The sequence below is a fragment of the Dermacoccus sp. 147Ba genome (assembly GCF_004151355.1).
Lineage (GTDB): Bacteria > Actinomycetota > Actinomycetes > Actinomycetales > Dermatophilaceae > Dermacoccus > Dermacoccus abyssi.
Window position 1 is genome coordinate 134,251 of sequence record NZ_SEHL01000003.1, and the last position, 24,261, is coordinate 158,511.

20 protein-coding genes are annotated in these 24,261 nt (G+C 70.1%); 12 read left to right on the forward strand and 8 right to left on the reverse strand.

The features are described 5' to 3' along the window. Positions 1 to 12 precede the first annotated feature (12 nt). The 3 genes from EVU97_RS05095 (at position 13) to EVU97_RS05105 (ending at position 2,985) form a co-directional block, all read left to right on the forward strand. Positions 13 to 1,086 (forward strand): glycosyltransferase, encoded by a 1,074-nt coding sequence (locus tag EVU97_RS05095; protein WP_240730136.1) that lies wholly within the window; start codon positions 13 to 15, stop codon positions 1,084 to 1,086. Between the two features lie 296 nt (positions 1,087 to 1,382). Continuing rightward, positions 1,383 to 2,114: a glycosyltransferase gene (locus EVU97_RS05100; RefSeq protein WP_129664059.1), complete on the forward strand. Its 732-nt coding sequence runs from the start codon at positions 1,383 to 1,385 to the stop codon at positions 2,112 to 2,114. Further along, the gene (locus EVU97_RS05105) at positions 2,104 to 2,985 is read left to right on the forward strand and encodes a glycosyltransferase family 2 protein (protein ID WP_129664061.1); all 882 of its coding nucleotides are present in this window, start codon (positions 2,104 to 2,106) and stop codon (positions 2,983 to 2,985) included. The genes EVU97_RS05100 and EVU97_RS05105 overlap by 11 nt, the downstream gene beginning before the upstream one ends. Here EVU97_RS05105 and EVU97_RS05110 read toward each other — a convergent pair. Both EVU97_RS05110 and EVU97_RS05115 read right to left on the reverse strand, forming a co-directional pair. Further along, on the reverse strand, positions 2,910 to 4,067 hold the full coding sequence (locus tag EVU97_RS05110) for a glycosyltransferase (protein ID WP_205744860.1): 1,158 nt from the start codon (positions 4,065 to 4,067) through the stop codon (positions 2,910 to 2,912). The genes EVU97_RS05105 and EVU97_RS05110 overlap by 76 nt on opposite strands. Continuing rightward, a complete protein-coding gene (locus EVU97_RS05115) occupies positions 4,064 to 4,351 on the reverse strand; it encodes a GNAT family N-acetyltransferase (RefSeq protein WP_047310523.1) in 288 nt (95 codons plus the stop codon). The genes EVU97_RS05110 and EVU97_RS05115 overlap by 4 nt, the downstream gene beginning before the upstream one ends. Positions 4,352 to 4,454: 103 nt before the next feature. Between EVU97_RS05115 and EVU97_RS05120 the strand changes: the two genes are divergently transcribed. From EVU97_RS05120 to EVU97_RS05135, 4 genes are all read left to right on the forward strand, one after another. Further along, positions 4,455 to 5,624: a phosphatase domain-containing protein gene (locus tag EVU97_RS05120; protein WP_129664063.1), complete on the forward strand. Its 1,170-nt coding sequence runs from the start codon at positions 4,455 to 4,457 to the stop codon at positions 5,622 to 5,624. A 74-nt stretch (positions 5,625 to 5,698) separates the two neighbouring features. Then, on the forward strand, positions 5,699 to 5,932 hold the full coding sequence (locus tag EVU97_RS05125; RefSeq protein ID WP_129664065.1) for a hypothetical protein: 234 nt from the start codon (positions 5,699 to 5,701) through the stop codon (positions 5,930 to 5,932). A 150-nt stretch (positions 5,933 to 6,082) separates the two neighbouring features. Beyond that, entirely contained in the window at positions 6,083 to 8,101 is a 2,019-nt protein-coding gene (locus EVU97_RS05130) for a thioredoxin domain-containing protein (RefSeq protein WP_129664067.1), read from the forward strand. 197 nt (positions 8,102 to 8,298) lie between these two features. Beyond that, on the forward strand, positions 8,299 to 9,600 hold the full coding sequence (locus tag EVU97_RS05135) for an MFS transporter (protein ID WP_240730137.1): 1,302 nt from the start codon (positions 8,299 to 8,301) through the stop codon (positions 9,598 to 9,600). On the opposite strand, the gene hrpB is transcribed toward EVU97_RS05135, so the two are convergent. Then, positions 9,591 to 12,146, reverse strand: coding sequence for an ATP-dependent helicase HrpB (gene hrpB, locus EVU97_RS05140; RefSeq protein WP_129664069.1), 2,556 nt, complete (start codon positions 12,144 to 12,146; stop codon positions 9,591 to 9,593). The two genes, EVU97_RS05135 and hrpB, sit on opposite strands and share 10 nt — an antisense overlap. A gap of 133 nt (positions 12,147 to 12,279) precedes the next feature. On the opposite strand from hrpB, the gene EVU97_RS05145 reads away from it, so the two are divergent. Beyond that, positions 12,280 to 13,470 (forward strand): MFS transporter, encoded by a 1,191-nt coding sequence (locus EVU97_RS05145; RefSeq protein WP_165357886.1) that lies wholly within the window; start codon positions 12,280 to 12,282, stop codon positions 13,468 to 13,470. 163 nt (positions 13,471 to 13,633) lie between these two features. After that, the gene (locus EVU97_RS05150; RefSeq protein WP_129664073.1) at positions 13,634 to 14,545 is read left to right on the forward strand and encodes a DUF559 domain-containing protein; all 912 of its coding nucleotides are present in this window, start codon (positions 13,634 to 13,636) and stop codon (positions 14,543 to 14,545) included. Positions 14,546 to 14,625: 80 nt separating this feature from the next. Here EVU97_RS05150 and EVU97_RS05155 read toward each other — a convergent pair whose 3' ends face one another. Then, a complete protein-coding gene (locus tag EVU97_RS05155; RefSeq protein WP_165357887.1) occupies positions 14,626 to 15,249 on the reverse strand; it encodes a LysE family translocator in 624 nt (207 codons plus the stop codon). A gap of 75 nt (positions 15,250 to 15,324) precedes the next feature. Here EVU97_RS05155 and ppc point away from each other — a divergent pair, with 75 nt between their 5' ends. Together ppc and EVU97_RS05165 are read left to right on the forward strand one after the other, a co-directional pair. After that, the gene (gene ppc / locus EVU97_RS05160) at positions 15,325 to 18,111 is read left to right on the forward strand and encodes a phosphoenolpyruvate carboxylase (RefSeq protein WP_129664077.1); all 2,787 of its coding nucleotides are present in this window, start codon (positions 15,325 to 15,327) and stop codon (positions 18,109 to 18,111) included. Positions 18,112 to 18,159: 48 nt separating this feature from the next. Next, positions 18,160 to 19,101 carry a 2-hydroxyacid dehydrogenase gene (locus tag EVU97_RS05165; protein WP_129664079.1) on the forward strand — a complete coding sequence of 314 codons (942 nt, stop codon included), beginning with the start codon at positions 18,160 to 18,162 and terminating at the stop codon, positions 19,099 to 19,101. A gap of 91 nt (positions 19,102 to 19,192) precedes the next feature. On the opposite strand, the gene EVU97_RS05170 is transcribed toward EVU97_RS05165, so the two are convergent. Both EVU97_RS05170 and EVU97_RS05175 read right to left on the reverse strand, forming a co-directional pair. Continuing rightward, positions 19,193 to 19,588 (reverse strand): DoxX family membrane protein, encoded by a 396-nt coding sequence (locus tag EVU97_RS05170; protein ID WP_052946773.1) that lies wholly within the window; start codon positions 19,586 to 19,588, stop codon positions 19,193 to 19,195. A 133-nt stretch (positions 19,589 to 19,721) separates the two neighbouring features. Beyond that, positions 19,722 to 20,198 (reverse strand): NUDIX hydrolase, encoded by a 477-nt coding sequence (locus EVU97_RS05175; protein WP_129664080.1) that lies wholly within the window; start codon positions 20,196 to 20,198, stop codon positions 19,722 to 19,724. 144 nt (positions 20,199 to 20,342) lie between these two features. Here EVU97_RS05175 and EVU97_RS05180 point away from each other — a divergent pair, with 144 nt between their 5' ends. After that, a complete protein-coding gene (locus tag EVU97_RS05180; RefSeq protein WP_129664082.1) occupies positions 20,343 to 21,143 on the forward strand; it encodes an SDR family oxidoreductase in 801 nt (266 codons plus the stop codon). Between the two features lie 32 nt (positions 21,144 to 21,175). On the opposite strand, the gene EVU97_RS05185 is transcribed toward EVU97_RS05180, so the two are convergent. Next, positions 21,176 to 22,450 carry an MFS transporter gene (locus EVU97_RS05185; protein WP_165357888.1) on the reverse strand — a complete coding sequence of 425 codons (1,275 nt, stop codon included), beginning with the start codon at positions 22,448 to 22,450 and terminating at the stop codon, positions 21,176 to 21,178. A 137-nt stretch (positions 22,451 to 22,587) separates the two neighbouring features. Beyond that, on the reverse strand, positions 22,588 to 24,162 hold the full coding sequence (locus EVU97_RS05190; protein WP_129664085.1) for an alkaline phosphatase: 1,575 nt from the start codon (positions 24,160 to 24,162) through the stop codon (positions 22,588 to 22,590). Positions 24,163 to 24,261: the final 99 nt, after the last annotated feature.

The following is a 24,261-nucleotide window of genomic DNA, read 5'->3' on the forward strand; positions in this document are numbered from 1 at the left end:
ACGGGGGGTCTCATGATGCGCATCGCTGTCCTCGCGACGACGCTGGTCGCCCCGTTCGCCGGAGGCCGGGAGGCACTCACCGCCGCCCTCGTCGGGGGTTTTCGCCGACGCGGTCATCACGTCGTCCTGCACGCTGCGCCGGGAACTCCCGCTTCGCTGGCCGACGAGGTGATCACCTACCCCGAGCTGCCACGCCTTTCGGAGGTGGCGGCGCTCGACCCCCAGGTGCCGGAGGCGCCCTTCCTCGCCGATCACCATGCCTTCACGAGCGCGATGTCCGCACTCATCGCGCGACGCGACATCGACGTCGTGGCCAACCACAGCCTGCACCACCTGCCGATGTCCCTCTCGCCGGCCTTGGCCGCACCGGTCGTCACGACGCTGCACACGCCGCCGTTCCCGTGGATGGAGCTCGGTGCGGCCCTGGCGGCGCCCTCGGCGCGGTACGTCGCCGTCTCGCGCGCACTCGCCGCGCAGTGGACCACCGTCGATGCTCGGGTCGTCCTGAACGGCGCCGACCCCGAGGCATTCACACTCGGGCCGGGTGCGCACGACGGGGCGCTCGCCTGGGTCGGCCGGATCACGCCGGAGAAGGCACCGCACCTCGCGGCCGTTGCGGCTCGCCTGGCCGGCCGTCCGTTGCGCCTCGTCGGCCCGGTCAGTGACAGAGCGTATTTCGAGAGCCAGGTGGCACCGCTTCTCGGGAGCGACATCACACATCTCGGTTCACTCGGGTCCGCCGGCATCACGGACGTTCTCGGTTCGAGCGATGCCCTCCTCGTGACGCCGGTGTGGGAGGAGCCATTCGGCCTCGTCGCCGTCGAGGCGTCGCTGTGCGGCACGCCCGTCATCGCACTCGAGCGGGGAGGTGTGCGTGAAGCCGTCACTGAGGCCACGGGTGTGCTCGTGCCCGACGGGCCCGGGACGCGGGACGAGGTCCGGGTGGCCGCGCTCGTTCAGGCGCTCGGATCGTTGCGTTCGTTCGATCGGCGTGCCGTGCGGGCTGAGGCGGAACGGCGGTTCGGCGTCGAACGACTCGTGGACCAACACCTCCGCACGCTCGCCGACGCGACGGGAAACGCATGAGAATCGGCTAGTACGTTCACCACCACGGTCGTGGCCACGCGACGAGGGCGGGTGTCATCGGCCGCGCCGCCGCAGCGCGAGGCCACGCCGTCACGTTTCTCGGCAGCGGGCCACTGCCCGAGACCGCGGACGACCCGCGTCTCGAGGCAGTTGTTCTCCCCCGTGACGACCAGCGTCAGGACGCACCGTTTCGTGATGCGCAGGCGGGTGGCGCGCTTCACTGGGCACCCCTGGGCGGCGGCTACGCGCAGCGCGCATGCCGGATCGCGCAGTGGGTGCACTCCCAGGCGCCCGACGTGGTCGTTGTCGACGTCTCGGTGGAGGTGGCGGCCCTCGTGCGGCTGCTCGGCGTGCCCGTCGTGGTCGTCACGCAACCGGGACGGCGGGACGATGCGCCGCACCGGCTCGCCTACGGCATGGCGGCAGCCTTGCTGGCTCCGTGGCCACCCGGTGTCGGACTCGATGCGCACCTCGAACCGTGGCGTGATGCGCTCTTCGAAGTCGGTGGTCTGACCCGCTTCGCCGGCGCGTGCGCGACCTCCCACCGGGTGCGCTCGCAGGAGGCCGTCGGCGTGTTCCTCGCCGGCGGTGAAGGCTGGGACGACCCGACGTTGCCCGACGTCGTGCGCGCCGCAACGCCCGAAGTGAGGTGGCGGACACCGAGTACGGCGCCCGGTGCGACGCCGATCGAGACCCTGCTGGCGCAGGCCGATGTCGTCGTCACCCACGCCGGACAGAACGCGATAGCCGACGTGGCTGCTTTCGGGGCCCCCGCCGTCGTCGTGGCCCAACGCAGGCCGTTCGACGAGCAGGCCACCATGGGGCGATGCCTCGCCGCGACCGGCATCGCCCGTGTCGTACCGGTGGAATCCGGGGCGGACGAGGTGGCTCGCGCCACGGGAAGAGCCCTCGCCGAGGTAGCGCGTCGCGGACGGGGGCCGGTCGGCGCCGGTTGGCGCGCGTGGAGGACCCAGGAGGCGGCGCAGCGTGCCGTCGACGTCGTCGAAGGAGCTTGTCGTGCCCCATGATTCGCGCTTCGGGCGCACAGTCGTGGTGACGCCGGTGCGCGGTCGCCTGACGCATCTCGTCAACCAACGACGATTCCTCCGAGCCGTGGCACCGGGCATTCTTCATGTCGTGGTGGGTGTCGACATGCCCGATCTCGAGGACGACCTGCGTGCCGCAGGAGTGTGGGGTGACGTCGTTCTGGCCTCGGTCGACGACGATCCACGGGGCATGCCCACGGCGCGGGCACGCAACGCAGGGGTCGAGGCGGCGCGCGAGCACGGGGCTCGGCGGGTCGTTCTCCTCGACGTCGATTGTGCGCCGCTGCCAGGTTTCCTCGAGGCCTTCGACGGCGCCGCCGAACGCCTGGGCGAGTCTGCCGTCCTCAACGCCGTCGTGACCTACCTGCCGCCCGAACGACGTCTGGAGGGGTGCTCGCCGGACGAGGCGATGCCGTGGGTGGATCCCCATCCTGCGCGCCCCGCGCCACCGAGTGGTCGGGTCGTCGTCGACGAGTCCCACCGTCTGCTGTGGTCCCTCGCCGTCGGGTTGGAGCTCAACGTGTGGGACGGTATCGGGGGATTCGACGAGGCCTATGTGGGTTACGGCGCCGAGGACACGGATTTCGGGCAGCGCGCCCGGACTGCGGGGGTGTCAATGGCATGGGTCGGGGGAGCCCACGTGGTGCATCAATGGCATCCGAGCGTGGTGCCGCCCGTCCACCACCTCGTCGACATCGTGCGCAACGCAGGCGTGTATCGCGAGCGGTGGGGGGCCTGGCCGATGGAGGGGTGGCTGGCGCAGTTCGCTGCGAGCGGCTACGTCGTGTGGAGCGATGCGTCGCTGGAACTCACCGACGCAGGCCGTGCCGCTGCGGCGCAGGCGCGCTCGTAGATCGCGGCGTGAGCGCGAGCGATGTCGAGCCGCTGGGCTCTTCGCTGCTGCGCGGCGGCGCCGGGCGGTCGGGGCTGCGCCAAAGCGCGGGCGACGGCGTCTGCGACCGTGCGGGGGTCGAGCCCGCCGTCTGCACCGAGAGGGTAGAGCGTGGGCTCGTGTTGCTCTCGGTAGAAGCCGATGTCGGGGGCGACGACGCGTACGCCGAGGTCGTGACACATCTCGATCCATCCCGAGTGGGTGCCCCACCGGTAGGGCATGAGGCTGACGTCGAGCGAGCGCAGGTGGGCGTGGAGGGCAGCGTCGTCGTACGGCTCGTGAAGAACGAGATCGATGCGCCCGGCGTCGGCCAGCTCTTGCGCCAACCGGGAGACCTCGGGGTCGTGACTGGGATCCCGCGGGTCGTCCGTGACGGCGTGCATGGTGACGACGGGGTCGGCGAACTCACTCACGAGAGCGAGGGCGTGCAACGCTCCGAGAGCATCGACATTGGCTCGCAAACTCTTGAGGTGCACACCCACGCGCGGACGGGGCGTCGCGGGTGCGAACGGGGCGGCCTCTGTTCGTGACAGGTCATCCAGCTCGACGATGTGAGGGTGCGCGACGACGTGCGCTTTTCTCCCCCAACGTTTCTCGATGACGTCTCGAGCACCCTCGGTCAGAGTCACCACGGCGTCCGCTGACGGCACGAGCACGTCCAGCCGATCGAGTTGAACGCGCTCGTCGGGGATGTGCGGATTGACCAGATCGTGCACGGTGACGACCAGTGCCTTCCCGTGTTCGCGCAACTCGCGCACCACCCGGGCCAGTGCGTGTGGAGTGAACGACTCGAACCCGAAGTGGATGTGCAGGACGTCGAAGTCCGTAGCGTTTCGTGCGACCCAGCCCGGTTGGAGCATCCGCGGCGGCCACCAGCGCACACTGCCGTCCTCACCGACCACGGGTGGGTCGGCGAGGCGCAGGACACGGCGACCGGCATCGGCCTCGTCACCGGGCGGTGGCGCGAGGTGACGGACGTAGGGGTGGTCGGCCGGAACGGAGGCCACCCGCAGGGCTGCAGGTGGCCGTCCTTCGCAGATCACGAGGCGCGCAGATCCTCGTACTCGGGGTGCTTGCTGATCCACGAGTCGACGTACGGGCAGGTGGGCTGCACCTTCTTGCCGCCGGCGCGGATGTCGTCGAGCGCGAACTTGACGATCTGGCCCGCGAAACCGCGGCCTGCGAACTGCTCGGGGACGACGGTGTGCGGCATGTCGACGACGTCGCCGGACTCGCGGTAGTCGGCGATGCCGACGAGCTCGCCGTCGAGGAAGCCCTCGAAGCGGCCGGTCTCGGCGTTCTTCTGGACGGAGATGACATCACTCATGCCCCCACCCTGCCACGCGCAGGCTGCGTTGATGGTGGCTCTCGCTAGGGTGAACGCAGCGACCCGCCGCTCGCCGACGAGCCCTGCCCCACAGGAGGACACCGTGCCCAGCACCCTCGATCTGCTCACCGCCCTCATCGACGGTTCGACGAGCCGTTCCGAGGAGCGCGAAGTGCTCGACATCCTGCGCTCCGCGCCCGCCGCCGAGCTCGACGAGGCCATGGAGAAGCTCGACACCGTCGAGTTGTTCGACAGCGTCGACAACCGGCTCATCGGCCGCGATCACCGGGACGACCTCGTGCAGCTCCTGGCCTACGAGCGTCGTGACGACCTCGGCCTGCACGCGCAGGCGTCGATCATCCGCGGTATGCAGGAGGGCCACACGGACGAGGTCATGGAAGCGGCGATCCGCGACATCCTGCTCTCGCACGCGGGCAACGACCTGTCGCACCTGAAGAACACGATCAACCTCGCGAAGGGCCGCCACGACCTCGAGGGCCTCGTGTTCTCCGACGTCGACGACGAGGGCATCCGCGAGGAGATCCTCGCTCACTTCGCGGCGAGCTCGTCGCTCGACGGGGAGCGTCAGGCGAAGGCGTTGTCGGACATCGACGACACGGCGCTGGCGAAGATCCACGAGGACCGCTACCCGAAGGGCAGCGTCATCCCCGGCGTGCTCGAGTTCTACGAGGCACTCGACCTGGGCCCGCGCGACGAGCCGATCTCGCGGGGCGACCTCACCTTCGTCACGGCGCGACCTTCGGATGCGCTCGGGCTCATGAAGGGCCACAGCCGCGAGACGCTGACGAAGGCCGGGCTGGCCGACATGTCGATCATGACCGGCAGCATCTTCAACCTCGCGACGCACGACTCGATGGCGGCCAAGAAGGTCGAGAACATCGACCACTACGCCAAGCTCTACCCCGAGTACGACCTCGTCTTCATCGGCGACTCGGGCCAGGGTGACATCGCCGTGGGTGAGGCCATCGTCGAGGCGCACGGCGACGTCGTGCGGGCCGTGTTCATCCATGACGTCGTTGCGATGGCTCCGGCTGAACGAGAGAAGTTGGCCGCGAAGAACATCTGGGTGGTCGACACGTACGTGGGCGCCGCGGCGAAGGCGCACGAGCTCGGGCTCGTCTCGCCGGCGGGTGTGAAGCGGGTGCTCGCGGAGACGAATCGACTGCTCGACGAGATGGCTTGGGAGACACCGGAGCAGGAGCAGACGATTCGGTCGCTCGTCCAGCGCGACGCTGCCGCAGCAGGTCTCTGACACCTGGAACATACCGATCCGTTCGCAAAATGCATCGAATCGGTATGTGCCGGAGCGTTACAGAACGTTCACCTGTGTTCGGGGTGTTGACCTTTCAAGCGTTGCCCGAAGGTGGCACGGTAGAGGGCATGAGCCTGGAAGAGTCGCTTCTCCTCGTCGTGAGCTCGGTGATCGTGATGTTCGTCCTGATCTTCGTGCTGGCGACGGTGGAGGAGCGGATGTTCGACGCGGTGCTCGTCTCACCCGACGAGGACGAGGCCGTGGATGCCACAGCCGACACCGTGACAGAACTCAGTCGCGCGGCGTAACACCGCCGCTGTCCAGCGCGCCCGGCCCGTTCTCGGCCCAGGCGCGTGAACCGATCGATCGCTGTGCGCACCCGCGTCGGCGCGCGTTCGATGCTGCACGAGCATCCGATGTCCGTTGTTCCTGTCGGTGCCGGCCACTAGCGTCGAGGCATGGCCAATCGTCTTGCCGCATCCCTGAGCCCGTACCTTCGTCAGCACGCCGACAACCCGGTCGACTGGCGCGAGTGGGACGACGCGGCGTTCGCCGAGGCGCGTGAGCGCGACGTTCCGATCCTGCTCTCCGTCGGGTACGCGGCCTGCCATTGGTGCCACGTCATGGCACACGAGTCGTTCGAAGACCCTGAGGTCGCGGCCGTCGTCAACGCGAACTTCGTCGCCATCAAGGTTGACCGCGAGGAACGCCCCGACATCGACGCCGTGTACATGAACGTCACGCAGGCGCTCACCGGCCACGGCGGCTGGCCGATGACGGTGTTCCTCACGCCCGACGCGGCACCGCTGTACGCGGGCACGTACTTCCCGCGCGACCACTTCCTCCAGGTGCTCTCCGCCATCGACGACATCTGGCGCACCGACCGTGAGCGCGCCGAATCGAGTGGCCGCGCCATCGTCGACGCCGTGAGCGGCATGACGGCGAAGGCGCCCACCGGTGTTGCCGAGTTCGACGACGAAGCCCTCGCCGCGTCGATCACGACGTTGCGGCGCGAGTTCGACGATGCACGCGGCGGCTTCGGGGGAGCCCCCAAGTTCCCGCCGTCGATGACGCTCGAGCACCTCCTGCGTCACCACGCCAGAACGGGCGACGCCGACGCGCTCGCCATGGCCGAGCGCACCTGTGAGGCCATGGCTCGCGGCGGAATGTACGACCAGCTCGACGGCGGCTTCGCGCGCTACAGCGTCGACGCCGCGTGGGTCGTGCCGCACTTCGAGAAAATGCTGTACGACAACGCCCAGTTGTTGCGCGTCCACGCCCACCTGTGGCGTGCCACAGGTTCGGCGCCGGCTCGTCGCGTCACGGTCGAGACCGCCGAGTTCATGTTGCGTCGGTTGCTCGCCGACGAGGGCGCGTTCGCTTCGGCACTCGACGCGGACACCGACGGCGTCGAAGGACTCACCTACGCGTGGACGCCGGCGCAGCTCGTCGAGGTGCTCGGCGACGAGGACGGTGCTCGCGCTGCGCGCCTGCTCGAGGTGACGCCGCACGGCACGTTCGAGCACGGCAGTTCGACGCTGCAGCTGCGCCGAGACCCCGGAGACGTGTTCGCCCCGGACGAGGTGGGCGACCCCGACGCGTGGTGGCACGACGTTCGTTCGCGGTTGCTCGCCGCCCGCGACCGGCGGCCTCAGCCGGCCCGCGACGACAAGGTCGTCACCTCCTGGAACGGACTCGCGATTGCAGCTCTCGCGGAGGCGGCCATGATTCTCGACGAGCCGCGCTGGCTCGACGCGGCGCGCACCGCGGCCGACGTCGTGCTCGAATCACACATCGTGGACGGTCGGCTGCGCCGCACCTCGCTCGGCGGTGGGGTGAGCGAAGCGCTCGGCTGTGCCGACGACTACGGCAACCTCGCCGAGGGCCTACTCGTGCTCCACCAGGCCACCGGGGAAGCGCGCTACCTCACGCACGCCACAGAGCTGCTCGATGCCTCGCGCGACCTCTTCGTCACGGACGGCGTCGTCTACGACACGGGCTCGGACGCCGAACAGCTCTTCACCCGGCCCCGTTCGACCGGTGACAACGCCGAGCCGTGCGGCGCGTCGGCCCTGGCGAGCGCGGCGGTCATGGCGTTCGCGCTCACGGGAGAGGCGGACTACCGCGAGTTCGCGGAGGTGTCTATCGGGCAGTTGGGTGCCGTCGCGCGTCAGGCGCCCCGGTTCGCCGGGTGGGCGCTCGCCGCAGCCGAGGCGCTCGCGGCGGGCCCGGTTCAGGTGGCGATCGTCAGCGACGGCGCTTCGCCCGACACTGACGCCATGGCCACCGGCGCCTGGCAGGCGACGAGCCCTGGCCTCGTGCGGGTCGTTGGCCGTACGGATGCCGAGGGCGTTCCGCTGCTCGCCGACCGCCCGGCCACAGGCGGCCGTGCCACTGCCTACGTCTGCCGGGGATTCGTCTGCGACGCGCCGACGACGGACGTCGGCGAACTCGAGCGGAGCCTGCGGGAGGTCTGACCCGGCCGCCCGACATCAGCTGACGCACTTCGGTGCAGCTGACGCGGTTCGAACTGGCTCAGACTGCGTCACGCGCACCGAACTGCGTCACGCGCACCGAACTGCGTCACGCGCACCGAACTGCGTCACCTGCGGCGACCCGGGCTAATGTCCGAATCCTGCCTGGCTCGTGCTTCGGCGCTGTGACCGTCACGCGCATGATGAGTGGGGGCGCGGCGAACGGGGTGCGCGCGGACGACGTTCTGCCCACTCGCGTGCGCGCGGGGTACGGCTTGGGATCGGTCGCGACGGGTTCGTTCGGCGCCGTGCCGGGGCTGCTCCTTCTGCCCCTGCTCACGGACAACCTCGGTGTCGCGGCGTGGCTCGCCGGCCTTCTCGTGTTGCTGCCGAAGGCGTGGGACGTCATCTTCAACCCCATCGTCGGCGGCCTCGGTGATCGGCGCGGCGCATCATCCCGACGCCCGTTCCTCCTGCGCGGTGGCCTGACGCTCGCCGTCCTGTTCGCTCTGCTCTTCGTCGGGCCGAGCTCGACGACGGCTGGGGCGATCTGGGTCGTCGTTCTCTACTTCGCGTGCGCCAGCGCGTACGCGTTCTTCCAGGTGCCGTACATGGCGCTGCCCGCCGAACTCACCTCCAGCTACGACGAACGCACCCGCCTCATGACGTGGCGCGTCGCCGTGCTCGCGCTCGCCATCCTCGTGAGCGGCGGCCTCGCACCCGTCGTGCGTGACGCGGTGGGCTACTGGGGTGTCGGACTGTTCGTCGGCGCCCTGATCGCGGTGGGCACGCTCGCGTCGTGGCGTGGGACCGCCGGCGTCACTCCGCGCGTGACGACGAGTTCCGTGGGGTCGCTACGGGAGCAACTGCGCGTCGTCAGCGCGAACCGTGCCTTCCGAAACCTGGTGTGCACGTGGATCATCCAGGCCCTCGCCACCGGAGCGATGCTCGCCGGCGTCGACTACGTCGCACGCTGGGTCCTGGAGGACGACGGTGCGGCGACCGTCCTGTTCGTCTGCTTCGTCGGGCCGGCGCTCCTCGTCACTCCGCTGTGGCAGCGCTTCGCCGAGCGTCGCGACAAGCGACAGGGCTACGTCGTGGCGTCCCTCGTCTTCGCGGTGGGCGCGGTCACGACGTGGTGGGCCTCGAACGTCGGCATGGCAGCCACAGCCCTGACGCTCGCTGTCGTCGGCGTCGGCTACGCGGGCATTCAGCTCTTCCCCATGGCGATGCTGCCGGACGTGGCGGCCGACGACGCGACGGCGTCGGGCGAGAACCGCATCGGCACGTTCACCGGGGTCTGGACCGCGGGGGAGACACTCGGCCTCGCCCTCGGCCCGTTCCTCTACGCCGCCGTGCTGGCACTCGGTGGGTACGCACCGTCGACCGGAGGCGGCGCGACCCAAACCGGCCAGGCGATCACCGCCGTGGCGCTCGGTTTCACGGTGATGCCGGCCGTGCTCGTCGTCGTGTCGCTGCTGTTCCTGCGCCGCTACCGCTGAGAACCGAGACGGTTCTTCGTCTTCGCGGTGGCGACGTGCGTCGTCGGATCCTCGGGCCACGGGTGCTTGGGGTAGCGCCCGCGCATGTCGGCGCGCACGCCCGCGTACGGCCCGGCCCAGAACGACGCGAGGTCGTCGGTGATCGCGAGCGGACGCCCCGCCGGTGAGAGCAGGTGGAACAGCACCGGGGCGCGGCCGTCGGCCAGGCGCGGGGTCTCATCGAGCCCGAAGCACTCCTGAAGCTTCACCGCGACGACCGGTAGATCGGCCGGGTCCTCGGGGTAACTCACCCGGATGCGCGAGCCGCTCGGTACCTCGAAGCGTTCGGGTGCGAGGTCGTCGAGGCGGGTCGCTTCGGGCCAGGGAAGCAGACGACGTAGCGGGTCGAGCAACCGCACCGACGACGCCTTCGCCCCGCGAGCGAGTGCGTCGAGCTCCGGGCCGAGCCACTCGTCGGCGCGGTCGAGGAGGCTCGTATCGTCCATCGCCGGCCAGAGCTCGCCGAGGTGGTGATGGAGGAAGGCGAGGCGGCGACGCAGAGCAGTGGCTTCGTCGCTCCAAGTGAGCAGGTCAAGGCCGTGCCTGTGCAGAGCGTCATGGACGGCCGCTCGCGCGGCCTCGGGTGTCGGCTTCGTCGGGGTAGCCGAGAACTCGATCGCGCCGAGGGCCTGCACGCGACGCGCGGTGACACGGCCGTCGTCCCAGGTGGCGCGGACTTCGTCGACGAGGAGGTGGCTCGCGGCGCGCTCGGCCAGTTCGCGCGTCAGCGGCGCGGCGAGCCTGACGACGGCGCCCGTGCCCTGCGCGACGCGTCCGTCGGCCCGCGTGGCGTCGGCGACGGCGAGCCATTCGTGGTGGCGCAGGGGCGAATTCGGCGGAAGCGCCGCGCGGGTGCCCGAAGCGAGAAGGTAGACGCCGTCAGTCACCCGCCGAGCCACCCGCTCGGGGTAGGCGAGGGCCACGACGAACCCGTCGGCGCACTCCCCGGGCACGGGCGGCGTTTCGCGTCCCGCTTCGCTCGGGTGGTGTTCAGCAAGGCGGGTGAGGCGGTCGCGTTCCTTCGACCACCGGGCTCGGGCGGGGCCGCTCAGCTCTCGCAAAGCGCGGGCGAGGTCGGCGTCGTTCGCGCGGAGATCGTCGGAGAGGGCCGCCACGACCCCGGCGGCCCGACAGACGTCGACTCCCTCGCCCGCGACGAGCAGCGCCCGCCCCAGGCGCGGGTCGGTCGGCAGGCCCGCGAGGGTGCGACCCAGCGGGGTGAGACGGCCGTCATCCGAACCGTCGAACGCCCCGAGGGCGGTGAGTGACTCGTCCGCCGCGTGCAGCGCCGCAGCGGGCGGCGCCGTCGGCAACCGCAGCCCGACGCCGCCGGGCGTGCCCCACGCGGCGAGCGTCAGCGCTGCGGAGGTGAGATCGGCCGTCGAGATCTCCGGCGTGACGTGCTCGGGCATCCGCGCGAACGTCCGCTCGTCGTAGCAGCGCACGACGCGTCCCGGCCCCAGACGGGCCGCGCGTCCGGCTCGCTGCTCGGCTGACGCTCGCGAGCACGCCACCGTCACGAGGCCCGCCATGCCGCGTGCCGCATCCCGGCGCGGTTCGCGCGACAGGCCGGCGTCGATGACGAGCCGCACGCCCGGCACGGTGAGTGACGACTCCGCGATCGCCGTCGAGACGATGACGCGCCGCGGCTCGTCTGGCCCGCGCCCGGCCGTGATGCGGTCCTGCTCGCGCGCGTCGACGCGCCCGTGCAATTCGAGCACGTCACGATCCGGTAGGGCACGGCGGACGGCGTCGGCCACGTGCGACACCTCGCGCACGCCGGGCAGGAACACCAGAGCGTCGTCGTCGCTGGTGCGAGCGGCGTCAACCGTCACGCGGGCAACGTGGTCGAGGAAGTCACGCGTCACGCCGCGCGCGTCGGTGCGTGGTGCGTCGAACGGCGCCCAGTCGAGCGTCAGCGGGTGCAGCGCCGAGGGGCAGTCGACGAGCGGCGCGGCGCCGTCGTCCCCACAGAGGACGTCGGCGAACGTCGGGGCGTCGAGCGTGGCCGACATCGCGACGAGAGCGAGATCGTCGCGCAGTTCGCGCACGTCGGCGAGCATGCCGACGAGCAGGTCGGAGTCGAGCGAGCGCTCGTGGACCTCGTCGAGCACGACGGCGGCCACACCCGTCAGTTCCGGGTCCGCCAACAGGCGGCGCACGAGCAGTCCCGGCGTGACGAACTCGACGAGCGTTGACGCGCTCGTGCGCGCATCACCGCGCACTGCATATCCGACGCGCTCGCCCAGCGTCGTGCCGGAAAGCTGCGCCAGCCGGCGGGCCGCTGCGCGCACCGCGACCCTTCGCGGTTGCGTCACGATCACACGACCCGCGCCTGCGACGTGGTTCGCCACGAGCGGCGGCGCCAGCGTCGTCTTACCGGTACCCGGCGGTGCCTGAACGACGGCGACGCCCCGCGTCAGGGCATTGCGCAACGCGTCGAGTGACGCCGCGAAGGGCAGCCCCGCGCCGATGCGGTCGAGGTCGAATTCAGGCACGTTCGCCATCCTTTCGTGCCGGGCGCGACGCACGCCAGCGGCAACCCGAGCGACGCAGCGTCAGGGCGATGACGTGGGTGGCCGCCCGGCCTGCGAGAGTGGACCTCAACACCGTCATTTTGCGAGAAGGAGTCACCGCGTCATGCCCAGGTCAGTGTCGTCGCTTCGAGAACTGCGCGACTCGGGTTGGCCCGGAGTGGTGGCGCTCGCCGTCGGCATCTTCGCGATGGTGACGGTGGAGGAACTGCCGATCGGCGTTCTCACCCTCATCTCCGACGACCTGGATGCGTCGAAGGGCGCCGTGGGTCTCGGTGTGACGCTCGCCGGCGCCGTCGCGGGTGTCATGGGTCTGTCGACGAGCGTCGTCATCGGCACGCTCGACCGGCGCCTCGTGCTCGTGGTTGCTCTGCTCCTCGTCAGTGCCGCGACGGCAGCGACGGCGGCCGCGCAGAACGTGGCCGTCTACCTCGTGGCGCGCCTCATCGCGGGCCTCGGCATCGGCGTGTTCTGGGCGCTCATCGCCATCGTCGCGTCACGCATCGTGCGCGCGGAGCGCGCGGCGCTCGCGACGACGGTCGCGTTCACCGGCGCCGCGGCGGCCACGATTCTCGGCGTTCCGCTCGGCACCTGGCTGGGCACGACGTGGACGTGGCACACGGCCTTTTTCGTCCTCGCCGCCCTGTGCCTCGTGACGGCCGGCGCGCTGTGGGTGCTCGTGCCGCGCGTTCTCGTCACGGAGCGCTTCACGTTTGACGGCTACCGCCACGCGTGGTCGATCGGCCCGGTGCGGTTGGCCCTGTTCGTCACTGCGGTGCTCGTCGTCGCGCAGTTCTGCGCGTACACGTACGCGAGCCCGGCGCTGCAGGAGTTCGCGGGCGTGAGCGAGGCCGGCGTCGGCGGAATGCTGCTGCTCATGGGTGTTGCGGGCCTCATCGGCAACGTCGGCTCGGCGCCGATCATGCGCACGCGCCCGATGCTCGCGCTGCTGCTCGTGACCACCGGCATGACCGTCGGCGTGTTCGTTCTCATGATTTCGGGCGCACCCATCGTCGCGGCGATCGCCATGACGATCTGGGGCCTGTTCGGCGGCGCAATGGCCGTCGTGCTTCAGCACTGGGTGCTTACGTCGGCGCGTCACTATGCCGAGCCCGCAGCCGCGCTCGACTCGGGCATCTTCAACTTCGCCATCGCCGGCGGCGCCGCGCTCGGAGCTCTCGTGCTCGACACGAGCAGCATCCACGCGGTCTACGTCGTCGCCGCCATCGGCATGCTGACAGCGACGCTCATGGTCGTCGCCTACCGACGGCGCATCACCCGCGCAGCCGCGCGCTGATGCGCACGATGTGAGTGTTGGCCCGGTCTGTGACCGGCGCCGCTCACACACTGGGCCAACACTCACAGGTTGTTTTCCCCAGGTGTGACGCTCTGACACCCCTTTCCACAGGCGGCGGGCCCGACGTCGGCACGAGGCAGGCGACGCGACGCACGCTGACGGCATGACCGAACCGCTGAAGCGCCGTCTCGCCGAAGGCCGCCATGACTTCCACCGTTCCGACGCCGATCGGCAGGGCCTGTCGAAACGCACCCTCGCCTCCTGGGTCTCCGCCGGACTACTGGAGTCGTTGGGCGGTGGGGACTACCTCATCGTGGCACCACTCGTTGGCGTCACCGCGTTCGAGCGTGCCCGATGCCTTCACCTTCGCCGTTGCGGCAGTCTGTTGGCCGGACGGCCAGACCTGTACCTCGTCGGACGTTCCAGCGCGGTGGCTCACGGCGTGGCCGTCCTGTCCGAACCCGAAAGGGTCGAGGTCTCCCGCCGACCTCGCGTGCAGGCTTCGCGCGGAGTGCTGCATTCCTTCATGCCGTGGGGCAGCGAGACCGTGGTGATCGAAGGCCTGCGATGTCAGCGGCTCGAGGAGGCCTGCGTTCAGATTGCCGCTGCCCACGGTCCGCGAGCGGGACTGGTGACGGCGGACGCCGCCGCGCACGCGGGCGTGACTAGGTCCAGCCTGCTCCAAGCGTCGCAGGTCTTCGGGAAGCGCCCCGGCGCTCGCGAGGCGCGCCTGGCCGTCTCGTTGGCCGATGGTCGGGTGGAATCGGTCGGCGAGTCACTGGTGCGGTGGGAGGCACACGTGGCCGGGGTGCGACTCGTGCCGCAGGTCGTCGTCCACGACGACGTCGGACGGTTCGTTGCCCGGGTCGACTTCGTCATCGAGGGCACGAACGTCGTCGTCGAGTTCGACGGAATGGGAAAGTACGCCTCACCCGACGACCTCCGCCGCGAGAAACGTCGGGAGATGGCGCTGACTCGCCTCGGATATCGAGTGCTGCGTTTCACGTTCGATGACATGCGTCGCCCCGGATATGTGGGCTCGATGCTGGCGCGAGCTGCGGCGACGGCCGCATAACGATGTGAGTGTTGGCCCGGTCTGTGACCGGCGCCGCTCACACACTGGGCCAACACTCACAGGTGGGGCGGCTGCTCACTTCACACGAGCTTCGTCGCGAACTCGACGGCCATGACGACGCCGAGCGCCACGAGCGCCCACCCGGCGAGGACGACGGCGCGGCGGTAACCGGTGTCCGTGAGTCGGTCGCGCCCGCGGGAGACGAGAACGGCGAGGACGGCCTTCGCGCCGACGAGCATGAGGTAGAACACCGCGACGAACGCGATCGCGGCCGCCGGACTCGAGCGCCACGCGGTCACCGTCAGCGGCCCGAGGAACGTCAGCCAACTGATCCACGGGTGCGGGCTGACGAGGTTCAGCGCGATGGCGCGGCGCACCTCGTCACGACCCGTGCGGCGTGGGGCTCCGGCGCCGAGCGCGAGGCTCTCCGGACGGGCCTCGCGCATCGTCTGCACGCCGACCGCAGCCACCGCGATGCCACCGACAACACCGAGCCAGGCCAGCCACGACGTCGGCATCCGGCCCAGCGCAAGGAGCGTCACGCCCACGACGACGGCGTCGCTGAGCAACGGCCCACAGGCCACGGCGAGGCCCCGGCGCAGCCCGCCGCGCAACGTCGCGGTGACGACGAGGACGAGCAGGGGGCCGGGGCTGATGCCGGCGGCCAGCCCGAGGCCGAGCGCCGTCACCACGGTTGAGATCACCGGGCCATCGTAGGGAACGCTTCGCCGACTGGACGCTCCGTCGTGGCGCCCTCCGCTCTCGGCATACTGGCGAGCATGTCCGAACCACTGCACTTCATCACGACCGACGCTGACCGCTCCCAGACCGAGCCGCTGCGTGACGACATTCGCCTCCTCGGCGGCCTGCTCGGCGACGTCGTGCGTGAGCACGAGGGCGAGCGCGTCTTCGGCCTCGTCGAGGACGCCCGCGTGCGCGCGTTCGGCGTGCGTCGCCAGGAGGTCGACCGCGCATCGTTCGGCGACACGCTCACCGGCCTCGGCACCCGCGACGCCCTCCACGTCATCCGCGCCTTCAGCCACTTCGCGCTGCTCGCGAACATCGCGGAGGACCTGCACCGTGAGCGCCGCCGCTCCACCCACGTCGCGGCGGGTGAGGAGGCCCCGGACGGCTCCCTCGCCGCCACCTACCGCAAGCTCGCGGGCGCGAGCATCGACGGTGACCTCGCGGCCGAGCGCCTGGCTGGCGCGAGCGTCGTGCCCGTCATCACGGCCCACCCCACCGAGACGCGCCGCCGCACGGTCTTCGAGGCGCAGAGCCACATCAAGTCCCTCATGCGCGAACGCGAGCGCATGACCCTCGACCCGGTCGAGGACGCGGAGAACCTGCGCCAGATCAAGCTGTGGGTCCTCACGCTGTGGCAGACGGCCCTGATCCGCCTGTCGAAGATCACGATCACCGACGAGATCGACGCCGGCCTGCGCTGGTACGACGCGGCGTTCTTCGACGTCATGCCGCAGATCAACGCCGGCCTGCGCACCGCGTTCGACGAGCTGTACCCGGGCAAGGGCATCGGCGAGGAGCCGATGCTGCGCGCCGGTTCGTGGATCGGCGGCGACCGTGACGGCAACCCCAACGTCACGGGCGAGGTCGTCGACTACGCCACGCGGCGCGCGTCCGAGACGGCCGTCGGGCACTACCTCGACGAGCTGGCGCAGCTCGAGAAGAGCCTGTCGATGTCCGTTCGCATGTCGCCGACGAGCGACGACCTCCTCGCCCTCGCCAAGCGCGGCGCCGACGCCGGCGACGCGCGCGACGATGAGCCGTACCGTCAGGCGCTCGCCTGGGTCCGCGCGCGTCTGTCGGTGACGTTCGAGGCTTTCTTCTCCGAGACGCACGCCAAAACCATGACGCTCGACGCGGCCGCTCCGGCGTACGAGACCCCCGAGGAGCTGCTGGCGGATCTCGACATCGTCGACGCGTCGCTGCGCAGCACCGGCGACAACCTCATCGCCGACGACCGGCTCGCCACCCTGCGTGAGGCCGTGCGCACGTTCGGCTTCCACCTCTACGGCCTCGATATGCGTCAGAACTCCGATACGCACGAGGCGACGATCGCCGAACTCTTCGCCTGGGCGGGCGTGCACGACGACTACGCCTCGCTCGACGAGGACGCCCGCGTCGAACTCCTCACCGCCGAGCTCGCGTCGAACCGACCCCTTGCGGGCCCGTCGGCGTCGTTCAGCGAGACGACGGAGAAGGAGCTGGCCATCACGGCGGCCGCCGCTCACGCGGTGCGGACGTTCGGCGAGCAGGCCGTGCCGAACTACGTCATCTCGATGTGCACGAGCGTCTCCGACATGCTCGAGACGGCCGTACTCCTCAAAGAAGCGGGCCTGCTCACCGTCGACGGCGGCACGCCCGTCTGCTCGGTGAACATCGTGCCGCTGTTCGAGACGATCGAGGATCTCCAGGTCTCCGCGACGACGCTGCGCGCCGCGCTCGACGTGCCCGCCTACCGGGCGCTCGTCGACGGCAAGCGTGGGCTGCAGGAGATCATGCTCGGCTACAGCGACTCCAACAAGGACGGCGGCTACATGGCCGCCAACTGGGCGCTCTACCGCGCCGAGCTCGACCTCGTCGAGGTGGCCGAGGACGCCGACATCCGGCTGCGCCTGTTCCACGGCCGCGGCGGCACCGTCGGTCGTGGTGGCGGCCCGAGCTACGAAGCGATCCTCGCGCAGCCGCCCGGCGCCGTCCGCGGCTCGCTTCGCCTGACCGAGCAGGGCGAGATCATCGCCGCGAAGTATGCCGAGCCGAAGCTCGCCACGCGCAACCTCGAAGCGCTCGTCTCCGCGACGCTCGAATCGTCCCTGCTCGACGTCGAGGGTCTTGAGCCCGACGAGGTGGAGGCCGCCTACACCGCGATGGACGAGATCGCCGCGCTCGCCCGTGAGGCGTACGGCGACCTCGTGCACCGCACCGACGGCTTCGTCGAGTACTTCAAGACCTCGACGCCCGTGGCCGAGATCGGCGAGCTCAACATCGGCTCGCGCCCCAGCTCACGCAAGGCAACGAACTCCATCGACGATCTGCGCGCCATCCCGTGGGTCATGTCGTGGTCGCTGTGCCGCGTCATGCTGCCGGGTTGGTACGGCACCGGCGCTGCCCTCGAGCGGTGGATCGGTGACGACGAGAAGCGGCTCGAGCAGCTGCGCGGGTACGCGGAGCGGTGGCCGTTCTTCCAGACCGTCATCTCCAACATGGCGCAGGTCATGGCGAAGTCGGATCTCGGTCTGGCCGCCGAGTACGCCGAACTCGTCGAGGACGAGGAGCTGCGTGAGCGCGTCTTCGGCCAGATCCGTGACGAGCACGCGCGCACCCTAGCGATGTACGAGAAGATCACCGGCCACGACGACCTGCTGTGGGACAACGCGGCGCTCAAGCGTTCGGTGTTCAACCGTTTCCCGTACCTCGAACCGCTCAACCACCTCCAGGTCGAGCTGCTGCGTCGCTACCGCGCCGGTGACGACGACCCGCAGCTCAAGCGCGGCATCCTGCTCACGATGAACGGGCTGGCCACGGCGCTGCGCAACTCGGGCTGACGGCTCTCCGCTGCCCACGGTCGTTCGGGCAGTTGGCAGGATGGGGCCATGAGCAACGTCGTCATCGCGGGACAGCACGTCCTTCTGCCCGACCTGACCGAGGAACTGACAACCGAGGACGGCGCGCTGTGCCTGCCCGCCGACGAGAGTGAGCGTCGCAGTTTCCTCGATGAGCACGGAGCCGGCGTGAAGGTTGCCGTGACGTCCTCGTTCGCCGGTTTCGACGCCGACCTCATGGACGCCCTGCCCGATCTCGAACTCATCGCGAACTTCGGCGTCGGCTACGACAGCACCGACGTCGAGGCGGCGAGCGAGCGCGGCATCACCGTCTCGAACACCCCCGACGTCCTCAACGACGGCGTCGCTGACCTCGGCGTCGGGCTCATCATCGACGTGCTGCGCGGGATCAGCGCGTCCGACCGGTTCGCCCGCGCGGGGAAGTGGAAGAACGGCGCGTTCCCGCTCCAGCGCGAGGTGACGGGGCGGCGCGTCGGCATCCTCGGTCTCGGCCGCATCGGCCAGGAGGTGGCGACGAGGCTCGAGGGGTTCCGGTGCGAGATCGGCTACCACAACCGCAACGAGGTCGAGACGAGCTACCGCTACTTCGGCAGTGCCGTAGAGCTTGCCGGCTGGGCCGAGGTGCTCGTCGTCCTGACGCCCGGCGGTGCCGCGACGAAGGCGCTCGTCGACGCCGACGTCCTTGCTGCGCTCGGGCCGGAGGGCTACCTCGTCAACATCGCGCGCGGCACCGTCGTCGACGAGGACGCGCTCGTCCAGGCGTTGAACGACGCCACCATCGCGGGGGCGGGCCTCGACGTCTACCCGAACGAGCCCCACATCAACGAGGCTCTCATGGCGCTCGACAACGTCGTGCTCACGCCGCACATTGCGAGCGGCACCCGCGAAACGCGCCGTGCGATGGCCGACACCGTGCTGGAGAACGTGCGCACGTGGCTCGCCGACGGCCGCGCGGTGACGCCGGTCAACTGATCGCTCCGTCGAGCCGCGACACGACGAAGCCGCCCGTCCCCATGGGGGAGGGCGGCTTCGGTGCGATCTGGGCGCCTGGTGGCGCGACGGATCAGCCCTTCGTCGACAGCAGCGTGATGAGGCCACCGGCAGCGGCGACGTTGCCGAAGAACTTCGTCATCTGCTCGTTGCGCTCCTGCGGGTCCTCGAGGTTCCAGAAGTCGTGCGCAGCGGCCGTCGTCACGCCGATCATGCCGAGCAGGCCGATGGCGGACAGGTTCGGCTTGATGCCGAGCGCGAGGGTCGAACCGAGGGCGACCATGCCGGCGCCGTTTGCCTGGATGAGCTGCTCGGAGGTGGCGGGCACCTTCTCCTTGACGCCGTACTGCTCCTGCGCGTTGTCGATCAGACCCGTGAGGTGCTGACGGTTCACGAGAGCGTTACGGCCGCCGTAGATGAACAGCGAGCCGATGAGTGCGCGGCCGAGGGCCTTGCCGGGGTTGACCATGGAGAATCGCAACCTTTCGGGGAATGTCGGTGGAGGGCGAGCGCCGCCCACGTCTGCCAACGCATAAGCCTGCCCGATCGGGCGCTATTCCGCACGGAGCTCATGATGTGACCGATCCGACACCGGCTCGGTGTCATGACGCCGGTGTCTCGATGCCCTCCACGGGGCGACCGTTCTCGAGGTAGAGGCAGTGCGGTGCGTCCCAGGCGGCGAGGACGCGTCGTCGGACCGGCTTGGAAAGGAGGGCTTTCGCACCCTCTCGATCGACGAAGCGGTGGCTGCGGATCTCGCTCTCCTGCAGCTCGATCGACGCGATCCGCTGGTCGGTGAGCGTGCCGCAGTGGAAGAGGAAGCGCAGGCCGATCGTGCCCGTCTGCTTGTCGGGCCGCGTGTCGACGACGGCGAGGCGCCCCGAGGTGACGACGAGCCCCGTCTCCTCGAGCACCTCACGGCGGCAGGCGTCCCAGGGTGATTCGCCGTCGGCCTCCATCGCGCCGCCGGGGATCGTCCAGCCCTTCTTGTAGGTCGGTTCGAGGACGAGGAGGTTGCCCGCCTCGTCGAAGAGCATGGCGCCCGCGGACGCCGGGATCTCGGGTGGGAACCACGTCATGTCCCCGAAACTACCCCGCGCCTTCGCTGGTTTCGACCCCAAGTCCGGGCGGCCCCGTCTCGTTCCGGTGGGGCCGTGTCCGGGGTTGTCGGTGACGTGTGATGTGATCGGGAACACGTTGAGCGACGGAGCAAGGAGCGAATCATGGAGCTGGCTGGCAAGGTGTGCATCGTCACGGGCGCCGCGGGAGGAATCGGCGCCGCGATGGCGGAGGCCTTCCTCGAACAGGGGGCCAAGGTCGTCATCAGCGACCTCGACGGTGACCGCCTCGAAGCGATGCGGGAGCGCCTCGCGCAGACCCACGGAGCCGTAGCCGCGCGGGCGGGCAACGCGGCTGACCCGGCCGACATCGCCGCAATGATCGCGCTGGCCGAGGAGACCTTCGACGGGCCCGTCGACGTGTACGCCGCGAACGCGGGTATCGGCGGTGGAGCCGACCTCGCCGACGAGGCGGCGTGGGCGGCGTCGTTCGACGTCAACGTCATGGCGCACGTGCGCGCAGCGCAGGCGCTCGTGCCGGGGTGGGTCGGGCGCGGCGAGGGCTACTTCGTTTCGACGGCGTCGGCCGCCGGCCTCATCACGCAGCTCGGCTCGGCCACGTACGCCACGACGAAGCACGCCGCCGTCGCGTTCTCCGAGTGGCTCGCCGTCACCTACGGCACGAAGGGTGTGCGTGTGTCGTGCCTGTGCCCCATGGGCGTCGACACGGCGCTGCTCACCGACGTGAGCGAGGGGTCGCGCGTTGCACAGCGCGCCGTCACGGAGTCGGGGCCGGTGCTCAGCCCCGAGCAGGTGGCGCAGGACGTCGTCGATGCCATGCGGGCCGAGACCTTCCTCATCCTCCCGCACGCCAACGTGCTCGACATGCTCCGCGGCAAGACGGCCGACTACGACCGCTGGATCTCGGGCATGCAGCGCTTCGGGGAGCACCTCGCGTCGAGCTGACGGTTCGGCTCGTCGCGGACCGCCGACCGGGCTCAGTGCCCGTGGTGGGCGAACTCGTCGCGTGCCGGCACGCGGTAGCGCAGGCAGGCCAGGGCGAGCAGCGCTGCCATGACGATGGTGGCGACGAAGTAGACGCCAACGGGTGTGTCTGCGCCGAAGTGGTCGATCGCCATGCCGAGGACGAGCACCGGGATGGCGCTGCCGCAGTAGGTGACCACGTACATGAGGCTCACCGAGCGTGCCACCTCGCGCGGCGGCGTCAGCGCGCTCATCGTGGCGAACAGCGTGCGGAACGCGACGCCCTGGCCACTGCCGATGAGGAAGCCTGCGACGACGAGGGCCGGTGCGGTGTGGGCGTGGTCGGCGTAGAAGGCGAGAGCGAGTCCACCGGTCATGAGGGTGAGGGCCACCGCGGCCTTGTGCGCCCCGCGGATCGGAGCGAGCTGTGCGGCGGCCGAGCTGCCGAGCGCGATCGTCGCGAGCATGCCGGCCATGAGGCGCGAGCCGCCGAGCAGATCGGCGTAGCGACCGGGGGCGATGGCGAGGAAGTAGCCGAACACGGCGAAGGAGAGGAACCCGGTCGCCGCAGCGAGGGTGAAGATGCGACGCGTCGTCGCGGACACGCGCGGCATGGCGGGCATGAGCGTCAGCCAGCGCGGGTGGTCGGCGGGCGGAGGCGCGACGGGCGGGAGCGGCTTCACCGCGATGAGCAGGCCGAGCAGCACCACGACGGCGGCACCGTGGACGAGGTAGGGCGTGTGCATCGGGTCGCCGAACTGCGAGAGCAAACCGCCGATGAACGGGCCGGCTGCCACGCCGCCCGCCGAGCTGAGGAGCGTCAGAGCCGTGGCGAGTTCCGATCGCTCGCGCAGGAGGTCGCGCAGGCTCGCCGCTGCGGTGCCGGTGGCGAGCGCGACGGCCGCGCCGTGCAGAGCGCGGCCGAGCACGAGCGCGCCGAGCGATTGCGCCGTGACGAACGCCGCTGTCCCGAGCAGGGCGACCACCACGGCGACGGCCATGACGGCCCGTCGTCCGTAGTGATCGGACCAGTGACCGACGATCGGTAGCCCGACGACGAGCGGCACGATGTACGCGACGAAGGCCAGCGTTACGTCGCTCGTCGTCAGCCCGAGGCGCGCGGAGAACAGCGGGAACAGTGGCGTGATGAGGTTCGCGCCGACGAGCAGGACGAAGATCGAGGCCGCCGTGAGCGTGATGCGCACGCGCGTCGGAGCGTCCCAGCCCGAGTGGGGGCGGGGAGCCCGCCGCGTCGAAGGGGTCGCTCGGGTCGTGTCGATCTGCGTCACTGGTGTCCTTCGCTGAGGGTGGGCGAGGGTGGAGCGCCTGCGTCGGGGTCGCCGTCGCGGGCGGGAGAACTCGCCAAGGATGGACGGTTCTTGTCGACGTGGTCAAAACGAGTGGCGTGGCTCACGTGGGCATCGCATCAGGCCCGCTGGAGGCCGCGAACACCGTCCTCGATGCGGAAACGGGCCTTCGTCACGGCGTCGGCGCCGGGCTTCGTCACGATGTCGAGCGAACGGAACTCGGCCGTCATCGCCTCCGGGGTGATGCGCGTGGTGACGTAGCCGCGGTCGTCGTTGTAGAACTTCAGGTGGGGGTTGATGCGCTGGTTCGGGCTGGTCGTCGAGTGGGAACCGTCACCGGTCGACGTGATCGACGAGCAGACGAGCTCGGAGCCGACGACGGGGGAATCGGGGTCCGACCAGTCGAGCTTGAGGTCGTTTGCCCAGTGTTTGTGCACGTCCCCGGTGAGGACGACCGGGTTGCGGACGCCCGCCTCGGTCCACCCCTTCGTGAGGCGCGAACGGTTCGCCCGATAGCCGTCCCACGCGTCCATCGAGTACTTCTCGCCGGGGCCGGCGTCGGCATCCTGCGCGGCGAAGAACACCTGCTGTCCGAGAATGTCCCAACGCTGGCGCGACGCCGTGAACCCGTCGAGCAGCCACTTCTCCTGAGCTTCTCCCGTCATCGAACGTCCGGGCGTGTCGATCTCGGGGCCCTTGGCCTTCCACCCGTCGCCGTAGAGCTGGTCGTCGCGATACTGGCGCGTATCCATCATGTGGAAGGTGGCCAGGCGGCCCCACTGTGTGCGGCGGTAGATCCGGAACGAAGCGCCCTTCGGCTGGGGCAGGCGCAGCGGCATGTTCTCCCAGTAGGCGCGAAAGGCGTCGCGCCGCCGCGCAGCAAACGCCGCGGGCGTACCGTTGTTTTCCTCGGCCTTGGTGTTCTCGGGCACGCCCGCGGCCCAATTGTTGTCGATCTCGTGGTCGTCCCACACGACGAGCCACGGCGCGACGGCGTGTGCGCTCTGCAGGTCTACGTCGGCCTTGTACTGGGCGTGGCGTTGGCGGTAGCTCGCGAGGTCGCACGTCTCGGGCCCGGCGTGGTCGCGCACGTTGCCGTCCGGGGAGACGTAGGTGTTCGCCCTGTACTCGTACTGGTAGTCGCCGAGGTGAAGAACGAGGTCCGGGTGATCCTGTGCGAGTCGCCGGTAGGCCGTGAAGAAGCCGTGTTCGTACTGTGCGCAGCTGGCGAAGGCCATGGCGAGCGAGGCCGGCATCTCGTGAGGGGCGGGTGCCGTGAGGGTGCGGCCGATCGGTGAGAGCCAACGCATCACCTTGAAGCGGTACCAGTACTCGCGTCCAGGCCGCAGCCCTCTGACATCGACGTGGACACTGTGGGCGTTCTCCGGCCTGGCCCTGAAGGTTCCGCGACGTACGACGCGCCGCATGCCGGGATCCTCGGCGACCTGCCACTGCACCGGAACGGTGCGCGCCGGCATGCCGGCGAAACCGCTCTCGTCCAGCGGGTCGAGGGCGAGGCGGGTCCAGAGGATGACGGAGTCGGACAGGGGGTCGCCGGAAGCCACTCCCAGAGCGAACGGGTTCTGAGAAAGTCGGCCCCCGCCGGGGGAAGCTGTGGCGTTCGCTCCGATGAGCGTCGCGCCGAAGCCGGCTCCGGCGCCGACGACGAAGTGGCGGCGAGAGATGTCGAACATGATGCGTCCTGATCGTCGAGTGCTGGAACACAACGACTTTCGATGATTTTCCGCCGCTGTGAGTGGCCCTGCCGTGAACGTGGAGCGCACGCTGCGTGA